The organism is Glaciimonas sp. CA11.2 (assembly GCF_034314045.1).
Taxonomy (GTDB): Bacteria; Pseudomonadota; Gammaproteobacteria; order Burkholderiales; family Burkholderiaceae_D; genus Glaciimonas.
Genome location: NZ_JAVIWL010000001.1, coordinates 365,759 through 385,006 on the forward strand (window position 1 = coordinate 365,759; position 19,248 = coordinate 385,006).

Sequence of the window (19,248 nt, forward strand, 5' to 3'; positions counted from 1 at the left end):
TATCCTTGTATTGTTTGTCGATTAGTCAGCGGCCGCGCCAGAAGAAAAACCGGCTTTATTACTGCCAACCGACGATCGGCCGGTCTGTGCCATTTTTAAGGTGGAATCGGCGATCCAGTAATCGCGCAGCGCTTCAATAGCGCCATTGACGCTGATAACTTGCGCGCGGGCGTCAGCTAGCAAATCAAATACGCTGATTAGCATGCCGTTGTAACGCAGCATTTGTTCGTCCGAAATCCGTTTCTTGAGAGGCACGATTTCATCCCTGTAATGGCGGGCGATATCGTAAGAGCTGCGATAGTCGGCGTACGCTACGCGCACCTCCGAGCGGGCGTTTACGGCCAACTCGGCTGAACGATTTACCGCTTGCATGTATAGCGCCTCGGACTTTGCCACCCGTGCGCCGCCCCAATCGAACAAGGGAATTTCAAGCTGAATCGAATAGCCATTCTCACGCAAAGGACTTTGGTTATAGTTGTTATGCATTAATCCTACATCGAGGATATTAATGAACCGCGTGGTCTTGGAAAGCCCTAGCGATGTCGCCAGAGCGGCAAGTTCGCGCTTCGCCATCATGATGTCGAGTCGATTTTGCATGGCCTGCACTTCGACATCGACAATCTCTTCAGGCGCTTTAGGCAGATCAGGGAGGCGAGCCGGTAATTGAAACGCGGTACCGCTTCCCCATAAACCAAGCAACCGTGTCAGTTTTTCACGTTCAGCGACTTGCATCTGTGCCGCCCGTGCTAGTTGCACCGTCACGTCTGCATAGAAAGACTGCTGACGCAAATGCTCCAGTTTGCTCCAGTTGCCAACCGCCGCCATCTGTCGTGCCAGTTGCGCGCCACCTTCAGCGGAAGTACTGACTTGCGTCAAATACTTAACGGTTTCCTGCGCTGAGACGGCAGCAAAATAGGAGCGGCGTGTTGCATCGGCTACAGCTAAAACTTCCGCAGCAGCAAGCAATTGTGCCTGCTCGAAGTAACGCCGTTCAAGCTTGCTGGCAATGGGCATTGTCAGCAAGCTCATGATAGGCAGCATTAAGGTACGATCAATCTCGATATCGTCGCCGCGGCGCAAACGACCGAACGTAAAAGAAGGATTCTTGAGGCGCCCAGCCTGTACAAAATTAGCTTCAGCGATACCCAGTTCGCTGTAACTCGCTTGCAGACCTTTGTTATTAAGTAAGGCGATCTTTACCGCATCGTCAACGTTTAGTGGCTTTGTGAGAAGTGGTTCAATGGTCATGGCAACACTATTGACGTCCGCGTCAGATTTGACCCACTTGACTTCCTGACCGATGCGCTCCTTCGTCATAGACTGAACCGACGAAAAGCCGCCGTCCTGCGACAGCGAAGCACAACCACCCAAGAATAAAACCGAGGCTGTAAGAACAAGCCGGCAAAAAGAAACAGAAGATAATCGCATGATCGCTCCTTAGCGTGATTGCATGCCGTCGTGCACTGGCATAGCGGGTGGCATTTGATCGGGCGGCGATGCTGCTTTTTTATCTGCGAGCATGGGACTATTTTCTTTCATATTATCCATGCTTTTGTCAGACATGCCTTTCATGCCTCCCATGCTGGAGGCCTTCATCGCATCAATCTCGCTCACGTCAGCGTTGGACTTCTTCCAAGCCTGAACATCAGGATCCTGATAACTTTTGTAATCCAAAAAAACGGATTTATACGGCGTACTAGCGGATGTGGCTCGCACGTTTTGTGCATCGTCAGAGGTTACTTTCGCCCCGACAGCGAATGGTATTAACCAGGCGCAGGCAGAGAGAACGCACCTCGTAAAAAGGGTGGAGTTCATGATGTCTATCGAAGATCAAAGTCAAATAAAGTCAGAATGCGCACAACAAGTGGGCATGACGTGGATGTGCAGAATTTAACTATGCAGCGGTGGCTAGAATAGCCCTGTGCAAAAAATTAAATTTGCTTTTTAAATAAAGAGGAGATGAGGTGGCCGTTCAAGGCCGTCTGGAAAAATGACAGTAAAACGTTTCTCGCTAGGAATACGTAGCGCGCTGCCTATTGCCGTTGGCACGTTGAATGTAGCCATCGATGGAAGAAATGCAGCGGTCCCAAGACAGCAACCGGCACAAGTACCACATTTGCTAAAGCTCGATTGCTTGCCATTCGCTTTAGAGAGAAACCCGTCACTGCCAGTAACACCATGATCAGAATCGAAATGATCACTTTGTTGACTAGTGGCATGATCACCCCCCGTTGAGGCAACTTCCGCTGTGTGGTGATGGCTGGATCCACAACCGATCATCATAGCTGATGCGAAGCCTTGCGTCGGGAGCGCAATCATCACCAGCCATAACAACGCAATTTTCAGGATTTTAGCCATGAATTAATTATAATTTAAAAAACAGGGATACAAGGTGAAGAATGCAAAAACCACACGACATAACCGCTGGATGCGGAAAAAATCGAGGCAAGGACGGCTATTTATTCTAGAGCAAGCTGCAATTTTTCGTGTCCAGGATTACTCTTATACGCTGAAAATTGTTGAAACACTCCTACTTGGTAAGTGTATGGTACGTACCAACTTGCCAACACACCGAGATCATCCTTGAAACACTACGATTGGCGTAGAGGAGACCGCCACCTTGACTACGTAAGGTGATCCCTATCTGAAACTAGTTTCGAAATGTAGCTCCCTCAATGCCGATGCCGATGATGCAAGTCTGGAAAATGGGCATGTGTGTGCACCAACGCTTGCTGCTGATGGGCGTGGTTATGCGGTTCTTTGCCGTCCCATGGAAAGTCATGTGCGTGTTGATGATGGATATCATGGTAATGCATGTGGGAATGAGAATGTGGCATCGGCAAATGGGCATGCTCATGCGCATGCCTTTCCGTCACGTGCAACCAGATGCCAATCCCCATCAACGCCGCACTCATCCAAAATACGTTACCGGGAACTTCACCAAGAATGAATAGTGACATGATCGCGCCCACAAACGGTGCGGCAGAAAAATAAGCACCGGTCCGGGCCGAGCCGAGATGCCTCAATGCCAGTACAAACATCACTAGACTGAGGCCGTAACCGCAGAAACCGACAATTCCGGCACTCAATACAGTACGACCTTCCGGCACAGAATAACCCATAGCCAGCGCAATCGACAGATTCACCAGTCCTGCCACCAGACCTTTCATTCCAGCTACTTGCACGGCATCGCTTCCTGATACTTTTCGGGTCAGATTATTGTCGATGGCCCAACATATACACGCGGCAATGATAGCCAGCGCTCCCCAAGGCGTGCCTAGCTCCTTGGTCTGCTCCCCTGACAGAAAAATACCCGCCAATACAATGAAAATCATTCCCATGAATATACGGCGGTCGAAATTTTCACGAAAAACAAACCAGGCTAGTAAGGCGGTTAATACGCCTTCCATATTGAGCAATAACGAGGCAGACGAAGCCGGAACATGCATCAAACCAACCAGCAATAATACCGGCCCGGCAACACCACCGAATAGGATTGCCCCAGCTAACCACGGGAGATCGCGGCCCGTGAGGCCGTCAGTTCGTTTTTTCTTGTCGTAAGTCGCGATGGTACGTATCGCATACCATGCGAGCAGACCAACCCCGCTCCCAAGGTAAAGCAGTCCTGCAGCCATGACCGGTGCCATTTGACCCACAAGCAACTTGGAAAATGGGGTACTGGCACCAAACAACGCCGCCGCTAACAGCGCGTAAATAACGCCTTTATGCATGATGGATCCATTGTCTAACTAATATAGTTTAAACCCAATTTTGCGTTGGGAAATAAATCCCACAACCATCAGCCAATCGTTGATTCGGGTGATGACTCGGCTCCGCTGGGCAATTTTGCTTCTCTTCTTCGACGGTCATTAATTATTTGATGACGTCGGTTATCTTTCATCTTTTTCCACTCCTTACACTCGTCGCGTGTGCGCAGGCAGGCAATGCAGAAACCAGATTTTCCCTCAAATTTACAGATATCAATACAAGGTGAACTCCCACTCATATCTTAGGTGCGAACCCTGTGACCTGCCGCCATAGATGCTGGCAGAACGATGGACCATGCGCTGACTCCTGCGTCACTAATGACACTACAGCGCCAACATAGGCAAGGCTAAAACGTCGAGCTGATGAACGCCGATAACGTCGGCCTATATCATGGCACTGCAAAGCAAGATCACAACCGCGCTTTTGCGCGCGCTCTTTGTCGTGATCTTCCCCTAAAAAAAGTGATGATGATCAATTTCAAATGGAGCACCGTATGGTTTATTCATCATAGATTTACTTAAAATAACTATGAACAACTTCAATCAGTTGCTCCTTTGCATCACCCTGCACGCCATCATGTGGATGAGGATCGGCATCGACCAAGTGAGTACGAATATGATCCTCCAATACCACAGCGAGCAAGCCGTTCATAGCACCTCGGCAACTGGTAATTTGCTGCAATACAGTGATGCAGTCACTTTCCTCGCTCAAGGCGCGCTCAATCGCATCAATTTGTCCTCGAATGCGACGCACACGGTTTAAAAGTTTCTGTTTGTCGCGGATGGTGTGGCCCATATTTTCCCCTTAATAAATAGGATGGGGGACTATATCATAAGAACGAAAATCGAAAGACGGAGTTGTGAAGCGTGATGCGCTCTTTAAAATGTGCAGTTTGTTCACATTACAACGGCAGGTCCGAGTGGCTGACGATTGGTTCGCGCATGCGCTATCAGTGCAACACAAAGACGACCTGCTCGGTGAGAAAAGGCTGGTACATTAAACAGAACTAGGTACTCAGCCCTTTGACCACCTTAGTTCACAGCGGTTACGACATACTTCGCGTCCTGTTTGGTAAAGTCGATCGTCACTTTTTTGTCGACAGAAAGTTTGTCGAAGAACATCTTGTCTTTCACCGAGAAAGTCATTGTCATTGCTGGCCAATTCAAACTTTTCACCGGTCCGTGTGCCAACGTCACTGTGCCCTTGGTCGGATCAACTGCCTTCACCGTACCAGTCGCCTTGTGGCTGGTTGCTTTGACGCTGGAATCGGAACCCATTTTATCCATAGGCATGGTCTTCATGTCCATGGTCTTCATGTTCATGTCCATGTCCTTCATACCACCAGATTGCGCCGTGGCCAAGGCGGATGCAGATAACGTCATCATCAGGGCCAGCGTTACGATAGATTTCATATTTATTTCCTTATTAAGTTAAGAGAGATGATTTAAAACTGACTGCCTCCATCCATTCAACGAACATGGTGCGGATGGCGGGCATCTGATACTTCACACACAATTGCTGCTACTTCTTGGTCGTCTCAATGGCGACCATAAAACGTGCTATTCAGGCCCTATGCTTCTACCTCTATGCTTCTACTTTTAAGGTTGTGCTCGCAATAGCCATGCTGGCGGCGATTCGACTCCGTCGCAGCTGACGCCGCCGTAACAGCAAATAGACCGCAGGCACGACAAACATTGATAGCAACGGTGCCGTAATCATTCCACCCACCATCGGTGCCGCGATGCGCTGCATGACTTCCGATCCAGTGCCAGTGCCCAGCATAATCGGCACTAGCCCAGCGATGATGACCGCGACCGTCATCGCCTTGGGGCGGACCCGTAACACTGCACCCTCCCGAATCGCATCGATCAAATCTGCCTCACTATCCTTGCCGTTAGCCAGGCGCTGTTCCCAGGCGTGTTTCAGGTAAAGCAACATAATCACCCCGAACTCGGCGGAGACGCCCGCCAATGCGATGAAACCGACGCCGCCAGCGACCGACAGGTGATAGTCGAGCAGCCATAACAGCCAGATACCGCCCGCCAGCGCAAACGGCAGCGTCCCCATAATCAAGGCCGCTTCGTCGAAACGCTGGAAGGTCAGATACAGCAGGACGAAGATAATCAGCAAGGTGGCCGGAACGACAACTTTGAGTTTGGCGGTGGCACGTTCCAGATACTCGAATTGTCCAGACCATGCAACAGAGTAGCCAGCCGGTAATGCGACTTCTTTGGCGACGGCTTGCTGCATATCGCGTACGGTGGAGCTTAGGTCGCGGTCCCGAATATCAACATAGACCCAGCCCGACAACCGTGCATTTTCACTTTTCAGCATCGGCGGGCCATCGTTAATGCGAATGGCAGCGACATCACCCAGTTGAATCTGCGCGCCGCGATCGGTCAAGACTGGTAACTGGCGTAGCTTTTCGATAGAGTCTCGCACCTCGCGCGGATAACGCACATTGATCGGGAAGCGCTGCAAGCCCTCAATGGTTTCACCAATGTTGTCGCCGCCAATCGCCGTGGAGACGATGCTTTGCACATCAGCGATATTTAAACCATAGCGCGCGGCCGTATCGCGATTGATGTCAACATCGATATAGCGGCCGCCGTTCAAACGCTCAGCCAGCGCCGACGACACACCGGGTACGTGCTTGACAGCATGTTCGATGGCTTGCGTAATACGGTCAATTTCCAGCAAGCTGGCCCCCGCAACCTTGATACCGACCGGACTTTTTATACCTGTTGCCAGCATGTCGATCCGGTTGCGAATCGGTGGAACCCAGATGTTAGACAGCCCAGGGACCTTGACTATGCGGTCGAGTTCCTGAATCAGCTTGTCCGGCGTCATGCCGGGTCGCCATTGAGTGTGCGGCTTGAACTGAACGATGGTTTCAAACATTTCCAGCGGCGCCGGATCAGTGGCGCTCTCGGCTCTCCCTGCTTTACCAAACACGGTCTGAACCTCTGGTACGGTTTTAATCAGACGATCAGTCTGTTGTAGCAACTGTGACACCTTGCCCGCTGACAGGCCCGGCAATGCAGATGGCATGTACAGCACATCTCCTTCATCCAGCGGTGGCATAAATTCAGCGCCAAGATGCCGCATCGGCCAGATCGTTACGATCACCACCAACGCTGCACCCAGCAAGGTTAGCTTCGGAAACCGCAGCACGATATCAAGCAACGGGCGGTACAACGCGATCAGAAAGCGATTGAGCGGATTTTTTTGCTCTTCCGGTATCCGACCGCGTATCAAGTAACCCATCAAGACAGGAATCAACGTCACGGCCAAACCGGCCGCCGCAGCCATCGCATACGTTTTGGTAAAGGCCAGAGGCGCGAATAACCGCCCTTCCTGCGCTTCCAGCGTGAACACCGGAATAAAAGAAAGTACGATGATCAACAGCGAAAAGAATAGCGCTGGACCAACCTCGGCGGCGGCGTCGCCGATAACGCGCCAGTGGTCGTTGCCTTTTAATTTTGTTCCGGGATGGGCGTGGTTCCAGGCTTCGATATGTTTGTGCGCATTCTCGATCATCACCACCGCCGCATCGACCATGGCACCGACGGCGATAGCGATACCACCCAGCGACATGATATTGGCGTTAACACCCTGGTAATACATGACAATAAAAGCGATCAGGATACCGATCGGAAGCGTGATGATGGCAACAAGTGCCGAACGCAGGTGAAACAGAAAGATCGCGCAGACCACAGCGACGACGATGAATTCCTCGATCAATTTGTCTTTCAAATTGGTGACCGCGCGTTTGATCAGGTTCGACCGGTCATAGGTCGGGACGATCTCGACGCCGGGCGGCAGACTGGCTTTCAATATCGCCAGCTTCGCCTTCACGGCAGCGATGGTATCCAGTGCGTTCTTCCCAGAACGCATAATGATCACGCCACCAGCGACTTCACCTTCACCATTTAGTTCGGCAATCCCGCGCCGCATTTCTGGACCAATCTGAATCCGCGCTACGTCAGCCAACCGCACTGATACACCCGCCTCGGTGGTCATTAAAGGAATTTTGCGGAAATCGTCCAGCGACTTCAGATAACCCGATGCGCGCACCATGTAGTCTGCTTCCCCCAGTTCCAGCACCGAGCCGCCAGTTTCCTGATTCGCTTTCTGCACCGCCTCGATAATCTTGCCTTGCGGGATGTTGTAAGCGCGCATCTTTTCAGGATCGAGCACAATCTGGTACTGCCTTACCATGCCGCCAATGCTGGCGACTTCAGAGACATTCGGTATTGTTTTCAACTCGTATTTGAGAAACCAATCCTGTAAGGCTCGCAACTGCGACAGATCATTCTTACCGCTGCGATCCACCAACGCATATTCGTAGATCCAGCCGACACCGGTCGCGTCCGGCCCGAGCGCGGTTTTGGCTTGCGGCGGAAGGCGCGACTGGACCTGGTTCAAATATTCCAGCACGCGCGAGCGCGCCCAGTAAGGGTCGGTGCCATCTTCAAATAATACGTAGACGAAAGAATCACCGAAAAATGAATATCCCCGCACAGTCTTGGCCCCCGGCACCGACAGCATGGTCGTCGTCAGCGGATAAGTCACCTGATTCTCGACGATTTGTGGTGCCTGACCTGGATAGCTGGTGCGGATAATGACTTGTACGTCAGACAGATCGGGAATAGCATCCAGCGGTGTGCGCGAAAGTGCCCAGATGCCCCAAGCGGTCACCATCAGCGTCACCAATAGCACCAGAAAACGGTTCGCAATTGACCACCGGATTAGTCTGGCGATCATTGCGCAGCTCCCATTGGCTTCTTCGCTGCGTCGTTCGTGTTGAGCGGCTTGATAGAGCTGATCTCAAATGCGCCATCCTTGATCGGACGAATCTCGAAAACGACGGTGTCACCCACTGCAACGTTATGCGGCAAACCACTCGCTGGCAATTTGAATCCCATCGTCATTGGCCCCCATTGCAGAGTTGGAATCGGACCATGAGAAATGGTGATCTCTTCTTTGTTAATACTTTCGACCTTACCTTGGCCGCGGTGCATAGGTCCAGTGCCTTTGCCGGTTTGCGCAACGGTGGCGTTGGCCGGTGTGGGTGCATCCATACCGCTCATTGGTGCATTCATTGGGCTCATGCGGGTTTCGGCTCCCTTCAGGCTGGCTTCGGAATCAACCAGGAACTGACCGGAGACCACGACCTTCTGCCCGACTTCCAATCCTTTGCGAATTTCGGTCTGACCGTTGGTTTCGCTACCGACCTCAACCTCGACTGGGAGAAACTTACCCTCTCCTTGCGCCACCATGACCAAGCTGCGAGTGCCTGTCTGAATCACCGCTTCCGTAGGTATTAGCAAGAGGTTCTTACGCGTAGCGGGGTACAAATTGAGCATCGCAAACATACCTGGCACTAGTTGACCGGTAGGATTCGCTAACTCAATACGTGCCTTCAGTGTGCGGGTAGTGGCATTCACGTCCGGCAAGATTGCGTTGACCTTCCCCTTAAATACCATTCCTTGCAACGCAGGCGTGCGCGCCTCAACGGCATTGCCTGGACGCACCTGAGCGGAGACGCTCTCAGGTATGTCGGCATTAATCCAGATCGTGCCCAGACCATTGATTTTGAACATCGGCGCGCCCGCCATCACGGTCATCCCTTCACGCACCGTAAGCTCCGAAACAACGCCGCTAATCGGCGCAACAATAGTCAGACGCGCTTGCACCTTGCCGCTGGATTCGACCAGACGTATCTGTTCATCAGTCATGCCGACCAGCCGCATGCGTTGGCGCGCACCATCAAGCAGCGTCTCTAACCCATTCCCCTCCATGCGTCTGACAGATAGGTACTCTTCCTGCGCCGCGATCCACTCCGGCACATACAATTGCGCCAACGCTTGCCCTTTGCGGACCGGATCAAGGGGCGCACGCACAAACAGTCGTTCGAGAAAACCGTTGCTGCGTGCCTGCATCGATACCACATCGCGTTCGTTGTAGGCAACACTACCAACGGCAACGACTGCCGACGTCAGGTTTCCCCGAGTGACTTCGGCGGTACGGATACCCAGATTTTGTTGGACGCGCGGGCTGATATTGACCTTGCCACCGCCGGCACCGTCGGCACCGTCGGCACCATCGCCCCCGCCGTGAGCATAAACCGGTACCAGTTGCATATCCATAAACGGCGACTTGCCAGGCTTGTCAAACTTTTGCCCGGGTACCATCGGGTCGTGCCAATACAGTACTTTTTTACCAGTATCGCTATTAGCCGTGGCACTCGATAATGGCGTCGTGATCTTCCTGCCCTGATGCATGCCAGCCGCATATAAGCCATAACCGGCTGCTACGAGCACAACGACAGCGGCAGCGGCAGCGGAGACGAGAATTTTCTTATGCTTCATTTGGTATCCTTGTTCATTCCCGTTTGCGCCATCAGATCGTCGGTAGGAAATAGAAAATTGAGTTGCGCCCACAGACGGTCGGTGTCAGTTGCCAGTTGTAACGCCTGAATGCGGATATCGATATCATTGCGACGGGCCGCCAGTACGTCTACCAAACTGGCTTTGCCACCACGGTAGGCGGCAATCGTTGCTCCCGTGCGTTGATTGGCTAGCGGAATCAGTTCGCGTTCATAGCGCACAGAACGCTCGCGATCGTTTTGCCATTCGTCGATCATGCTGCGCGTCTCTGCAATATGCGCGCGCAACGTATCCTCGCGGGTATCTTTGGCTTGTTCGACTAGCGCCAGTTTGGAAGAGAGTTCGCGATCCTGGCGGTTCTTCCGATCCCATTGCAGTGGAATCGAAACGCCAACCGACACCATATTCGAATACGCAGAGCCACGTTGCTGGAACGCGACCTCGACGGTCCAGTCGGCTTGTTCGTTGGCCTTCGCCAGTTTGGCGTCGGCTTCGGCGACTTCCACCTGCTTGGTGAGAACAGCTATTTGAGGATGATGTTCAAGCTGCGTATTCAACGTCGCCGGGTCCAGCCGGATAGTATTGGTGGCAGGTTTCGCGGCCAGGGATAAGCTGGCTACATCGCCGATCCAGCGTGCCAATATAATATTGGCATTGCGCACACGGCGCTGTATTTCGCTGGCACGATCATCAAATATCGCTAGTGCGCTGCGGGCAGCAAAAACGTCGGCTTGGCTGCCACGACCGGCGCGATATGCCCCTTCGGCTGATTGGATTTCAAGTTTGGCCTGCTCACCTTGCTCGGCAACAACCTGGGCCATCGCGTCTGCGTAATACCGGTCAAGCCACGCCAGAGCCGTATCGCGCTCAATTGCAGCGGTTGTTACGGTTTTCTCGGTAAGGCTTTTTTGTGCCTCAAGCTCGAAACGGTCAGAACGTAGTCGGCGTTTATCGGAACGTGTGATTTCCTGCATCAGGCCGACCCGACGCATGGTCATGAAATCGTTATTGAGACTGCCACGATCGCGGCCCGTGGCTGGCAGATTGTCGATACCGACTTTCAATACCGGATCAGGCAACTGACCTGCAGCAATCGCCATGTCACGCGCAGAGGCGACAGAGAAATCCTGAGCGGTCAGCTGGCGCGAACGTTCTACGGCGCGGCGCTGTGCCTCGGCCAACGTCAGCGGAACCTCAACTGCGTAAACATTGGCAGGGTGCACCAGCGATAATGCTGATGCGATCAGACTAATTCTTAGGAAAAAACGAACAATCGCAGTGCGCACTTGAGGGTGCGCAGCAGGCGGGGATAGCATCGGCGATGACATGAAAGCTCCAGATAGCGAAAGACAACATCAGACGTGCTCACGGCACGTCGATGACGGACTAGGCGATCTGGGAAATTAAATGCGGAAGCAACAGTTGCGGATGGACAATGGCGGCGCCGTGGTCCGCGTTAAAAGGAGGGATTCCGCATGCGTGGTAATTGGCGTATCGATGAGCGCCACATCGTGCACTACCAAGGTCAGTGTGGCCGCTACAAAGGCTTTAACATGCGGCAACTCGGGTTTGTCAAGTGATTGATTACCTGCCTGATCGTTCGCCTGGCACAAACTCGGCTGCATCGTATCCATGCCCTGACAGCCAACCATCGCCTGATCCACCTCCATCGTTACCGACTCGCTAACCTGTCCTATCTTCAGGCCTGGGCAAGCATATCCAGCCACAGCAAGCTGCATGAACAGCATGCTGATCAGCACAATGATTGTGGCAATCAGGCGAGACGGGCGGGAGAGTTTCATTATTCTTAAATTTTTACTTAATTTATAGTAAACAGCAGCGGTAATTATTGTCAAGTAACGACAAATTTTTGGCAGCTAATTTTCCATTTTTTGTTCCTAAAAAATACATCCCAGGTAATGCAATATTGTCACTTGGCGTCGTTAAAAAATATTAACAGTGCATTATCATCATTCCCCCTGTGGGAAGGTCAAGTAATATTTGAGGCTAAGCCAAGATACAGTAGTTTACTATTGGACCGTGGATCGACGTGTAAAACGATGACAACGCTCATAAAATAAAAGTTGAAATAACTAGAAAATAAAGCATCGACAGCCCTTTGATTAATATGAAAATGACGGGTGCATCTGATATTAAAAAACCGGATACACGCGTCCTTCACTAAGTGTCGCATGTAAATGCTTTTCGACAACTAACTACAGTTTCGTATTGTCCGAACGACTATTAGCTCTTGAGCGCATTGAAGAATAGGCGCTGTTGACCGATAATTCCTGGGTCACACGCTGTCTGAGTACTGTTTCTGGCGTTTCCTGTGCTTCCATTGATTCCATTGATTCCGGCGATTCTTCCGAATCATCATGAATAGATCGCATTTCGAAATCTTCGGTGGCCTCGCGGATGTCCAAAACAGCTTCAGGTCCTCCATCGCTCTGAGTAGATATAGTCATCACTTCCCGATCATTAGCGGTAGCGTATACATTGCGCGTATTGTCTTTAACACTCACAACCGAGGCATTTAATCGGTCCAGATTTCGCATACTTACTTTGAGGCCATCCAGAACAGGTTTGCTACTATTCGCGCCAAAATCGATACCAGCCGTAAAACCCTCAGCAATATTGACTACTTTTGTTGGCGGTAAAAAATTCATAGCGCTGGTCATTTTTCCACCAAGGAAGCATCCTCCCACTGCTGACGCAAACAGAAGCGGAATACTAGCAGTACCGACCACTACCTGAGACATAACAGTGGCTACCGCACCGGTGGCCACCAATGCAGATGCGGTCTGAATAGCGGCATGTCCTCCAGCAGCGATCATCCCGCTTGAAGTGCAATCGAAAAGGCGTTGTTGTACAAAATCAGCACCGAAGGTAAGTTGCTCATTAAATTGCACATGATCTGTAGGTTGCTTCACTGAAACATTCACTTCAGCACGTTGAACCGATTCAAAAGCAATACATAAATTATCCAGCGAGAAGGGCAACATGCCTTCTCCATTTTGAGATAATCTGTAATCAAATCCAATATGTTCTATATCCGCCACATACGCGCCAGCTTTAATAGTTTCTCCGAAAGGTGCTGACCAGCCAGTTTCAAAGTGAGCAAAAGCCTGAATATGTGTCTCGGGATTCACTTGCACGTTACCCAAGCATTGACAGAGAGAAAGTGAAGGGAATACTGTTTGAATTTGCACACCCACTTTTGCAGACACTCCCGGCAGCTCTGGCGCATCTCCCCCAATTGCAAGCTGCTGTATAAGCAATGGCGTCCGTATCGCCATCCCGGCCTTGAGTATCTGAAGAAAAAGGCTGGTGTTGGTACTCATTTTCATACTGGCCATTAAGACATCAACTTTGTCACTTAGCGCCTGAACCAACGCAGGATTCTCTCCTGAATCGCGGGCCACATGATACTTTATAAGCGCTTTGCTTAGGCCATCAACTTGCGCTCTCGGATTGCGTTTGTCCAAATCTGCCCTGATGTCGAACACCTTTCCTCGTACGTCCTTTATTTCATCATTGATCTGCTGCGTAGCCATTTCCTGCAGATCGTTAAAAAATTGTGACGGAGAATCGAGTATCCACAACATTGCCTGTCTGGAGGGATTCAGAGATTCAATTTGTTCCCTCGGGAGAGGGAGTTCTCTTATGTCTGCCGCCATGACGATCGTTTGTTGATCCGGCGTATTTTGCAGTGGAACAATAGCAGTAGGATTTTCTGGGATTATATGATGTAGAGATTGTGGCTGACAGGTGATCACTCTTGGATTTATCATACATTTTTACCCTTCATTTTATCGATAAGAATCCCTGGCCGAATGGGATCGATCATGTTGTTTTTTTGAAATTATTCAACATCATCATTCTATAAAGTCGCGGTATTCGCCTGATATCAGTAAACGCTCAAAATAAGACAGATAACGCTATTAATTTATAAGACTTGTCACCATCATCAACGGCGCTAACGCAGCGTTATGCACAAAAGGAAATAGGCGGTAAGGAACTAATCGCATCACCTGGATACAAATGAGAAGGTGGTAACTGCCGTGATTTTGGCTTGCGCTCAAATTCTGCGTAGAATAACCATTAGGACTAGTAAAGTTTTCGATCAACCCTTCACCGTACCGATACCTTGCCATGAACCAATTAGAACAACTCAAGCAGTTCACCACCATCGTTGCCGACACCGGTGATTTTCAGACGATGAAAGCGTTCGCGCCACGCGATGCGACGACGAATCCATCTTTGATCCTGAAAGCCGTGCAAAAAGCGGATTACCAACCGCTCATGGAAAAAGCTGTACGTGATCATTCCAGTTTGTCGACACGCGATATTATTGATCAGCTGTTGATCGTCTTCGGGCTCGAAATATTAAAAATTATTCCGGGCCGGGTATCGACAGAGACAGATGCACGCCTGTCGTTCGACACGCAAGGAACCATCGAAAAAGGCCGTAAATTGATCGGCCTGTATGAAGCGGCCGGTATTGATCGCCAGCGCATACTGATTAAAATTGCCTCGACATGGGAAGGCATTCGCGCAGCTGAAGTTTTAGAAAAAGAAGGCATTCATTGCAACCTGACTTTGCTATTCTCTTTGCCGCAGGCGATTGCTTGTGCGGAGGCAAAAGTTCAATTGATTTCGCCGTTTGTTGGTCGGATTTATGACTGGTATAAAAAATCGACTGGCCAGGAATACACCGGCGCGGATGATCCTGGTGTGCAATCTGTGAAGCAGGTTTATAGTTACTTCCGAAAATTCGGCTACGCCACTGAAGTGATGGGAGCAAGCTTCCGGAATACCTCCCAAATTCTGGAACTCGCTGGCTGCGATCTACTCACCATTAGTCCTGATTTACTACAAAAACTGGAAGAAAGTAACGATCCGGTAACACGCAAACTGAGCGCTGACGCATCGAAAGAAACTGAAGTTGAAAAAATAAGCCTGGATGAATCGGCATTCCGAAACATGGTGAATGACGATGCTATGGCGACCGAAAAATTGGCCGAAGGTATTCGTCAATTTAGTGCCGACACCGTTAAGCTGGAAAAATTAATCGAAGCGCTACGTTGATCAATTTTCAGTAAATTTTCAGTTTTATTGACGTTAACTATTCATCAAGACTAGTGAACGTATCCGACAATATGGGGTTTTTTAAGCTTAATTTAAGCTGAAGTCTGTATCCGCATTACGTATAAATCTCTCCTATAAGAATGCCCCGTCGCCTGGCGCACGGGGTATTCGGCGTCAAACTAACGCACGGCGACAACAATATCTTTACCCGGATCGCCTTGTTTGTCCTTGTCGGACTGACGTACCAAAAAACCATCCTGATTGTCAAGTTTGCCCTTGAACTGGAGAACCATGGCCGCTCCATCGTGAAAGCGGCTCTGGAATCTTCACATTTGCGATTGCGGCCCATCCTGATGACGTCTTTCGCGTTCATCATGGGAGTTGTGCCACTGGTATTCTCGCAAGGGGCCAGTTCAGAGATGCGCCATGCAATGGGCGAGACCGTCGTTAGCGGTATTGTTGGGCAAACCAGCAGCGGATTTTTCTGCCAGTGACAATCCGCTCACCAGTATTGCAGGCTTGCCGATTATTCCAGCCGGATTACCATCGTCGCTACTAGAGCGTCGTCCGGATATCACTGCGGCGCAACGCACCATGGAAGCATCCAATGCCCGCATCGGCGTTGCACGTTCGGCGATGTTTCCTGCATTGATGCTGAATGCTTCGGGTGGCGAAGGCACTAGCCTCGCTAATATTTAATTGTAGTAGCCGCTCATGGGTGCTCGGCGCGTTGATGTCTTTGCCCATAATCGATGGCGCCCCAACAAAAACGATGTCACTCAAAGCGAAGCGGTATTGGAAGAGTCGGTTGCCAGTTACCGGCAACGTGTACTAGTCGCATTTAGCGAAGTTGAGGATAACTTAGCCGGATTACGTATTTTGCCGGGACAAGCGGCACAAATTGACGACGCACTGGTATAAGCCAGACGCTCAGCCGACGTCGCACAAAAATTGTATGACGCGGGTCGTTTTCGTTATCTGGACTTACTCGATGCACAGCGCAAATTAACCGCAGTTGAACGCAACGAAGCGCAGCTAAAGGGCAGTCGTGCAGTCACTACTGTCGCACTCATCCGCGCATTGGGTGGCGGTTGGGATAGCAACGTTGCAGTAGGAAGTCCTGACAAGGACATATCGATAAAGGTTAGGCAAATCAATTTGCGTTGAGGGATCAAGCTGTTAAGGTAGCACGGGAGTACTTTTTCCAATGCGTCTCAGCCCTTTGGATTAACGTCAGGAAAATGAAAATTTCCGTGTCACCCATGGGCTTGATGAAGCCTTCGATGAAATCGACCGTCTTATTACGGTCATCAGAGGAATCTCTTCCCAGCGTCCAGGCGTCGCACTAGCTGAAGCGAGTAATGTAAACCTGGATTTTTTGAACGCGGTCATGCCCAAATGCATGACCGCGTTTTATCATGGTTTCACACTTTTCTCTCCTCGGCGTGGCATGGAGTCTGTTGCGCGTATTCGGTGCCTTTGTACTTGCCGCTATTACTGCCATTCCGCTTGGACTACTGATGGGAACCGGCAGGATTGTGCGCGGCATCTTCGATCCGCTGCTTGAATTTTTATCGTCCGCTGCCGCCGCTAGCGTATCTGCCCTTGATCGTGATCTTGTTCAGGGTTGATGAGACGGCAAAAATTCTACTTATTTATCTTGCCTGTTTTGCGCCAATCGCCGTGGCAACTCGCGCGGGCGTTGCCGGCGTTCAGTCAGAGCAGTTGCATGCTGCGCTATGGATGGGCGCCAATCGTTGGCAACTGTTACGGCATGTAATTTTACCGGCGGCACTGCCCGATATTCTGACCGGCTTACGGATTGCTATCGGATTCGGCTGGACGACGCTAGTCGCCGCTGAAATGGTGGCAGCTACGGCAGGTATCGGTCAGATGGTGTTGAATGCATCCAACTTCCTGCGCACCGATATCGTGATAATGGGCATCGTCCTCATCGGGATTATCGCTTGTCTATTCGATTTGGTCATGCGATATCTGGAACATAAACTGGTGCCTTGGAAGGCGCACCACTGACTCCACCATCATACAAAGTAGTGAAAAGATGCCCTGTAAATTACTGCGCACCACAGAAGATCGCAGCAAATTATAGGCGCTCGGTATCGCCCGTTTTTGGCTGCCACTTCATTAGTCGTTTCTCAATCATGCCGACCAAGGAATCAAGAATCAACGCAAATGCAGTTAACACCATAATGCCGGCAAATACGGTATTGATATCAAACGCCCCTTCAGCCTGCAAAATCAAGTAGCCAACACCACGTGCAGAACCTAAATATTCACCGACGATCACGCCGACAAAAGCAAGCCCGACAGACGTATGCAAGCTGGAGAAAACCCATGATGTCGCCGATGGCAAATAGACTGTGCGCAGCAATTGCCGCTGATTCGCACCCAACATGCGAGCGTTTGACAGGACCACAGGACTGACTTCTTTGACGCCTTGGTAGACATTAAAGAATACAATAAAAAATACCAATGTGACCGCCAATGCGATTTTGGACCAAATGCCCAATCCGAACCACATAGCAAAAATAGGTGCCAAAATAACCCGTGGCATGGCGTTAGATGCTTTGATATAGGGATCAAGGATTGCCGATGTCAATGGTGACAGCGCAAGCCATAATCCTACGCCTAAACCCAATACAGTACCGATCCCAAACGCCAGCATGGTTTCTGTCAGCGTCACCAGCAGGTGGGAATAAATCTCGCCTGGAAACTTCAACGTGAACCATGTTGTGTCACCGATACCGACATCCAGACTGCCGCTGCCAACCGTGAACCATTGCCAGACCCGCTCCAATACTTTGATTGGCTCGCCGAAGAAAAATGCGGTCTGCTGGTTACGGGTCACTACATGCCACGCTGCAAAAAATATGACTAATACCAGCGCTTGATAAACGCGCATATTTTTGTAATTGGGTTTAATTGCTTGCCACATAATGTCGTGCTCTTTCTTATTTTTTTGGAAATAGTCACAATTTCTATTCGATGACTAACCTATCCTGATATCGTCTTGCGTCTTGCGTCTTGCGTCTCGCCTTGTCGCTTGGTCTGTCAGGCGATTTTTTTCTGCTGCTGATAGCCTTTCAGCACTTCGTCCCTCAATACGCTCCATATCTGCTGATGCAGTTCTACGAAGCGAGGATCGCTGCGAATTTCTGCGACGTCACGCGGACGCTCAAGATCAATCACAAACTCACCAATCGGATGCGTTCCCGGCCCGGCAGACAGGACGATGACACGATCCGACATGGCAATTGCTTCGTCCAGATCATGGGTAATAAAGAGAACCGCTTTCTTTTTCGCACTCCACAATGCAAGCACTTCATTTTCCATCAGCTGACGCGTTTGAATATCCAGTGCCGAAAACGGCTCATCCATCAAAATAATGTCTGGATCAAGAATCAATGTTTGCGCCAACGCCACGCGCTTGCGCATGCCGCCGGATAGTTGATGCGGAAAGCGATCGCCAAACCCTTGCAGTCCGACCCGCGCTAACCATTCCTCACCGAGCTGCTTTGCCTCAGGCTCTTCCATCCCTCGATATTGCAAACCGGCGATCACGTTTTGCAAGGCGCTGCGCCATGGCATTAATGCTTCCGACTGGAACATATAACCGGCACGTTTATTTATACCCGTCAACTCTTCACCGAACACTTTGACGCTGCCGGTAGAGGGTTGCAACAAACCCGCACCAACATTGAGCAAGGTCGACTTGCCGCAACCGGTCGGTCCCACTACCGAAACAAATTCCCCTGGCGCGATGGTAAGGGTGGTGTCTGCGACGGCGGTATAGCGCTGTGAACGATCATCTTTTGAAATGAAAGTACAGCTGATATTGTCGAGAAATAATGCTGGCGTCGGTGAAACTGGAGTCATAAGAATGATGGCGCAAGCCGAAAAAATTGCGATGGAAAATAAAACGCATCAGATAAGTTTTATCGATAAAAATCAACGATAAATCTGACCTATAAAAATC

Annotated in this window: 17 protein-coding genes and 2 pseudogenes; 5 read left to right on the forward strand and 14 right to left on the reverse strand. The window is 50.5% G+C overall.

All coding sequences use genetic code 11. From position 1 onward, the window contains the following. Positions 1-21 precede the first annotated feature (21 nt). The 12 genes from RGU75_RS01525 to RGU75_RS01580 form a co-directional block, all read right to left on the reverse strand. A complete protein-coding gene (locus tag RGU75_RS01525; RefSeq protein WP_322232495.1) occupies positions 22-1,428 on the reverse strand; it encodes a TolC family protein in 1,407 nt (468 codons plus the stop codon). 9 nt (positions 1,429-1,437) lie between these two features. Then, the gene (locus RGU75_RS01530; RefSeq protein WP_322232496.1) at positions 1,438-1,815 is read right to left on the reverse strand and encodes a hypothetical protein; all 378 of its coding nucleotides are present in this window, start codon (positions 1,813-1,815) and stop codon (positions 1,438-1,440) included. Between the two features lie 129 nt (positions 1,816-1,944). Continuing rightward, entirely contained in the window at positions 1,945-2,358 is a 414-nt protein-coding gene (locus RGU75_RS01535) for a hypothetical protein (RefSeq protein ID WP_322232497.1), read from the reverse strand. A 314-nt stretch (positions 2,359-2,672) separates the two neighbouring features. Then, positions 2,673-3,731, reverse strand: coding sequence for a DMT family transporter (locus RGU75_RS01540; protein WP_322232498.1), 1,059 nt, complete (start codon positions 3,729-3,731; stop codon positions 2,673-2,675). Between the two features lie 68 nt (positions 3,732-3,799). Next, the gene (locus RGU75_RS01545; RefSeq protein WP_322232499.1) at positions 3,800-4,006 is read right to left on the reverse strand and encodes a DUF1289 domain-containing protein; all 207 of its coding nucleotides are present in this window, start codon (positions 4,004-4,006) and stop codon (positions 3,800-3,802) included. A gap of 275 nt (positions 4,007-4,281) precedes the next feature. Further along, the gene (locus RGU75_RS01550) at positions 4,282-4,563 is read right to left on the reverse strand and encodes a metal/formaldehyde-sensitive transcriptional repressor (protein ID WP_322232500.1); all 282 of its coding nucleotides are present in this window, start codon (positions 4,561-4,563) and stop codon (positions 4,282-4,284) included. A 236-nt stretch (positions 4,564-4,799) separates the two neighbouring features. Beyond that, positions 4,800-5,180, reverse strand: coding sequence for a copper-binding protein (locus RGU75_RS01555; protein WP_322232501.1), 381 nt, complete (start codon positions 5,178-5,180; stop codon positions 4,800-4,802). Positions 5,181-5,352: 172 nt separating this feature from the next. Next, entirely contained in the window at positions 5,353-8,535 is a 3,183-nt protein-coding gene (locus RGU75_RS01560) for an efflux RND transporter permease subunit (protein WP_322232502.1), read from the reverse strand. After that, a complete protein-coding gene (locus tag RGU75_RS01565) occupies positions 8,532-10,142 on the reverse strand; it encodes an efflux RND transporter periplasmic adaptor subunit (protein WP_322232503.1) in 1,611 nt (536 codons plus the stop codon). The genes RGU75_RS01560 and RGU75_RS01565 overlap by 4 nt, the downstream gene beginning before the upstream one ends. Further along, complete coding sequence (locus RGU75_RS01570) at positions 10,139-11,488, reverse strand: TolC family protein (RefSeq protein WP_322232504.1); 1,350 nt, start codon at positions 11,486-11,488, stop codon at positions 10,139-10,141. Before RGU75_RS01570 ends, RGU75_RS01565 begins: the two co-directional genes overlap by 4 nt. A gap of 75 nt (positions 11,489-11,563) precedes the next feature. Then, the gene (locus RGU75_RS01575) at positions 11,564-11,962 is read right to left on the reverse strand and encodes a hypothetical protein (RefSeq protein WP_322232505.1); all 399 of its coding nucleotides are present in this window, start codon (positions 11,960-11,962) and stop codon (positions 11,564-11,566) included. Between the two features lie 414 nt (positions 11,963-12,376). After that, on the reverse strand, positions 12,377-13,954 hold the full coding sequence (locus RGU75_RS01580; protein ID WP_322232506.1) for a hypothetical protein: 1,578 nt from the start codon (positions 13,952-13,954) through the stop codon (positions 12,377-12,379). A gap of 361 nt (positions 13,955-14,315) precedes the next feature. On the opposite strand from RGU75_RS01580, the gene tal reads away from it, so the two are divergent. From tal to RGU75_RS01600, 5 genes and pseudogenes are all read left to right on the forward strand, one after another. Further along, positions 14,316-15,251 (forward strand): transaldolase, encoded by a 936-nt coding sequence (gene tal / locus RGU75_RS01585; RefSeq protein WP_322232507.1) that lies wholly within the window; start codon positions 14,316-14,318, stop codon positions 15,249-15,251. 140 nt (positions 15,252-15,391) lie between these two features. Beyond that, positions 15,392-15,736, forward strand: a pseudogene (locus RGU75_RS01590) (efflux RND transporter permease subunit); the annotation flags it as partial. Beyond that, positions 15,678-15,950 carry a hypothetical protein gene (locus RGU75_RS23905; RefSeq protein ID WP_416186896.1) on the forward strand — a complete coding sequence of 91 codons (273 nt, stop codon included), beginning with the start codon at positions 15,678-15,680 and terminating at the stop codon, positions 15,948-15,950. The pseudogene RGU75_RS01590 and the gene RGU75_RS23905, both read left to right, overlap by 59 nt. A 15-nt stretch (positions 15,951-15,965) precedes the next feature. Further along, positions 15,966-16,172: a hypothetical protein gene (locus tag RGU75_RS23910; protein WP_323506654.1), complete on the forward strand. Its 207-nt coding sequence runs from the start codon at positions 15,966-15,968 to the stop codon at positions 16,170-16,172. Between the two features lie 527 nt (positions 16,173-16,699). Next, positions 16,700-17,285: pseudogene (locus RGU75_RS01600) on the forward strand (ABC transporter permease subunit); the annotation flags it as partial. 70 nt (positions 17,286-17,355) lie between these two features. Here RGU75_RS01600 and RGU75_RS01605 read toward each other — a convergent pair. After that, the gene (locus RGU75_RS01605; protein ID WP_322232508.1) at positions 17,356-18,207 is read right to left on the reverse strand and encodes an ABC transporter permease; all 852 of its coding nucleotides are present in this window, start codon (positions 18,205-18,207) and stop codon (positions 17,356-17,358) included. Positions 18,208-18,323: 116 nt separating this feature from the next. After that, on the reverse strand, positions 18,324-19,148 hold the full coding sequence (locus RGU75_RS01610; RefSeq protein ID WP_322232509.1) for an ABC transporter ATP-binding protein: 825 nt from the start codon (positions 19,146-19,148) through the stop codon (positions 18,324-18,326). Between the last annotated feature and the right edge of the window lie 100 nt (positions 19,149-19,248).

Bases quoted from the DNA above. Each gene is read 5' to 3' on its own strand.
- RGU75_RS01525 (WP_322232495.1), bottom strand. From the start codon at position 1,428: ATGCGATTATCTTCTGTTTCTTTTTGCCGGCTTGTTCTTACAGCCTCG.
- RGU75_RS01530 (WP_322232496.1), bottom strand. From the start codon at position 1,815: ATGAACTCCACCCTTTTTACGAGGTGCGTTCTCTCTGCCTGCGCCTGG.
- RGU75_RS01535 (WP_322232497.1), bottom strand. From the start codon at position 2,358: ATGGCTAAAATCCTGAAAATTGCGTTGTTATGGCTGGTGATGATTGCG.
- RGU75_RS01540 (WP_322232498.1), bottom strand. From the start codon at position 3,731: ATGCATAAAGGCGTTATTTACGCGCTGTTAGCGGCGGCGTTGTTTGGT.
- RGU75_RS01545 (WP_322232499.1), bottom strand. From the start codon at position 4,006: ATGAGTGGGAGTTCACCTTGTATTGATATCTGTAAATTTGAGGGAAAA.
- RGU75_RS01550 (WP_322232500.1), bottom strand. From the start codon at position 4,563: ATGGGCCACACCATCCGCGACAAACAGAAACTTTTAAACCGTGTGCGT.
- RGU75_RS01555 (WP_322232501.1), bottom strand. From the start codon at position 5,180: ATGAAATCTATCGTAACGCTGGCCCTGATGATGACGTTATCTGCATCC.
- RGU75_RS01560 (WP_322232502.1), bottom strand. From the start codon at position 8,535: ATGATCGCCAGACTAATCCGGTGGTCAATTGCGAACCGTTTTCTGGTG.
- RGU75_RS01565 (WP_322232503.1), bottom strand. From the start codon at position 10,142: ATGAAGCATAAGAAAATTCTCGTCTCCGCTGCCGCTGCCGCTGTCGTT.
- RGU75_RS01570 (WP_322232504.1), bottom strand. From the start codon at position 11,488: ATGTCATCGCCGATGCTATCCCCGCCTGCTGCGCACCCTCAAGTGCGC.
- RGU75_RS01575 (WP_322232505.1), bottom strand. From the start codon at position 11,962: ATGAAACTCTCCCGCCCGTCTCGCCTGATTGCCACAATCATTGTGCTG.
- RGU75_RS01580 (WP_322232506.1), bottom strand. From the start codon at position 13,954: ATGATAAATCCAAGAGTGATCACCTGTCAGCCACAATCTCTACATCAT.
- tal (WP_322232507.1), top strand. From the start codon at position 14,316: ATGAACCAATTAGAACAACTCAAGCAGTTCACCACCATCGTTGCCGAC.
- RGU75_RS23905 (WP_416186896.1), top strand. From the start codon at position 15,678: ATGCAATGGGCGAGACCGTCGTTAGCGGTATTGTTGGGCAAACCAGCA.
- RGU75_RS23910 (WP_323506654.1), top strand. From the start codon at position 15,966: ATGGGTGCTCGGCGCGTTGATGTCTTTGCCCATAATCGATGGCGCCCC.
- RGU75_RS01605 (WP_322232508.1), bottom strand. From the start codon at position 18,207: ATGTGGCAAGCAATTAAACCCAATTACAAAAATATGCGCGTTTATCAA.
- RGU75_RS01610 (WP_322232509.1), bottom strand. From the start codon at position 19,148: ATGACTCCAGTTTCACCGACGCCAGCATTATTTCTCGACAATATCAGC.